Origin of the sequence: Actinotalea ferrariae CF5-4 (assembly GCF_000603945.1) — a bacterium.
GTDB lineage: Bacteria > Actinomycetota > Actinomycetes > Actinomycetales > Cellulomonadaceae > Actinotalea > Actinotalea ferrariae.
Genome location: NZ_AXCW01000413.1, coordinates 1 through 2067 on the forward strand (window position 1 = coordinate 1; position 2067 = coordinate 2067).

The window sequence follows — 2067 nt, forward strand, 5'->3', positions numbered from 1 at the left end:
CGCCCGCGGCGCGACGGCCGTCGTCGGCACGACGCCACCCTCGGCGGGCGTCCTCCCGCCGCCGCGGACGGGGACGCCGCCCGGCCGGCAGCGGCTGGCCCTCGGCCTCGTCCTCGTCCTCCTGGCGATCCTCGCGGGACGGCTCGTGCACATGCAGGTCGTCGCCGGTCCGGCGCTCGCGGCGGAGCACTCCGCGCTGCGGCTGTACACGCAGGAGATCCCCGGCGAGCGGGGCCGCATCCTCGACCGGAACGGCGTGGCGCTCGCCACGTCCGTCGAGCGGTGGAACGTCGTGGTCAACCAGGCCCAGCTCGTCGAGGCCCTCGGCACGCCCGAGGAGGTCGCGGCCGAGGCGGCGCGTCTCGGGCCGGTCCTCGGGGTGCCGGCCGCGGAGCTCGGCGCGGACCTGTGGGGCGGGGAGGAGAAGCGCCAGTTCGTCTACCTCGCCAAGGGCGTCGTCCCCGAGGTCTACGACCAGGTCCGGGAGCTGCGGATCCCGGGCATCACGGGTGAGCGCGCGACCGACCGCACCTACCCGGCCGGCAACACCGCGGGGAACCTCGTCGGGTTCGTCGGTGCGGAGGGCTTCGGCCAGGCGGGGATCGAGCAGGTGTACGACGAGGTGCTCGCCGGCACGCCGGGCCAGCTCACCTACGAGCAGGGGGCCCGGGGGCAGCGCATCCCCGGCCGGGAGCAGGAGAGCATCCCGGCGGTGCCGGGCCGCGACGTCCAGCTCACCATCGACCGGGACGTCCAGTTCATGGCGCAGCGGGCGCTGGACGCCAAGGTGGCCGAGACCGGTGCCGAGTGGGGGGCGGTGCAGGTCGTGGACGTCCGCACCGGGGAGATCCTGGCGCTGGTCGACTCCGGCGCGGTCGACCCCAACGACCCGGGTGCCACGCCCGCCCGGGACCGCGGCAGCCGGTCCATCGAGGCGGTGTACGAGCCCGGCTCGACCGCCAAGGTGATCTCGATGGCCGCGGTCCTCGAGACGGGTGCGGCGACGCCGGCGTCCCGGTACACGGTGCCCTACCAGTACACGACGCCCAACGGGCAGACGTTCAAGGACTCCAACGAGCACCCGACGCTCCAGCTCACGCTCGCCGGGGTGTTCGCCGAGTCCTCCAACACCGGCACGATCATGGCGGGGGAGGCCCTGCCCGAGCAGGTCCGGCACGACTACCTGCGCAAGTTCGGCTTCGGCGAGCCCACCGGCGTCGGCCTGCCCGGGGAGTCCGGCGGGATCCTCTGGCCGGCGGACACGTGGGACGGTCGGTCGAAGTACGCGGTGCTCTTCGGCCAGGCGGTCAGCTCGACGGTGCTCCAGAACACCCAGGTCTTCGCGACGATCGCGAACGGCGGCGTCCGGGTCCAGCCCCACCTCGTCGAGGGCACCACCGGCCCCGACGGCCGGCTCGTCCCGGCGGAGCTCGAGGAGCCGGAGCGCGTGATCAGCCCGGAGACGGCCGCCACGATGATGCAGATGCTCGAGACCGCCGTGGTCGAGGGCACCGGTGGCAACGGCGCCGTCCCGGGGTACCGCGTCGGCGGCAAGACCGGCACGGCCCAGGCCTTCGAGGGCGGCGGCGTCATCAAGTACGTCGCGTCGTTCATCGGCGTCGCCCCGGTCGACGACCCGCGGATCGCCGTGAACGTCGTCCTCTACTCCCCGAAGACCGAGATCTACGGCGGTGTGGTGGCCGCCCCGGTCTTCCGCGACGTGACGTCGTTCACGCTCCAGCACCTCGGCGTCCCGCCCACCGGCACGACGCCGGAGCTGCTCCCGACCACCTGGGAGTGACCGGCGTGGCGGCTCCGGCGCCGGACGGTACATTCGGGGCCGTGACGTCCCCCCACGGTCGGATGCGGCCCCGGCAACGCCCCGCACGTCACCTCGGCGACCTCGCGGCGGAGCTCGGCGTCCCCGTCCCGGCCGAGCGGGCCGACGTCGTCCTCACCGGCGTCGCGGTCGGTTCGGCCGACGTCGAGCCGGGGGACCTGTTCGCGGCGCTGCCCGGGGCGCACGCGCACGGCGCCGACTTCGCGGCCGCCGCCGCAGCGGCCGGC

Annotated in this window: 2 protein-coding genes; both read left to right on the forward strand. The window is 74.9% G+C overall.

Going from position 1 to position 2067, the window contains the following annotated elements:
• A partial coding sequence (locus N866_RS18360) for a peptidoglycan D,D-transpeptidase FtsI family protein (RefSeq protein ID WP_245612664.1) occupies window positions 1-1801 on the forward strand: 1801 nt, incomplete at its 5' end.
• A 41-nt stretch (window positions 1802-1842) separates the two neighbouring features.
• Window positions 1843-2067 (forward strand): Mur ligase domain-containing protein (locus N866_RS18365; protein WP_245612665.1); only part of this gene is annotated, 225 nt, incomplete at its 3' end.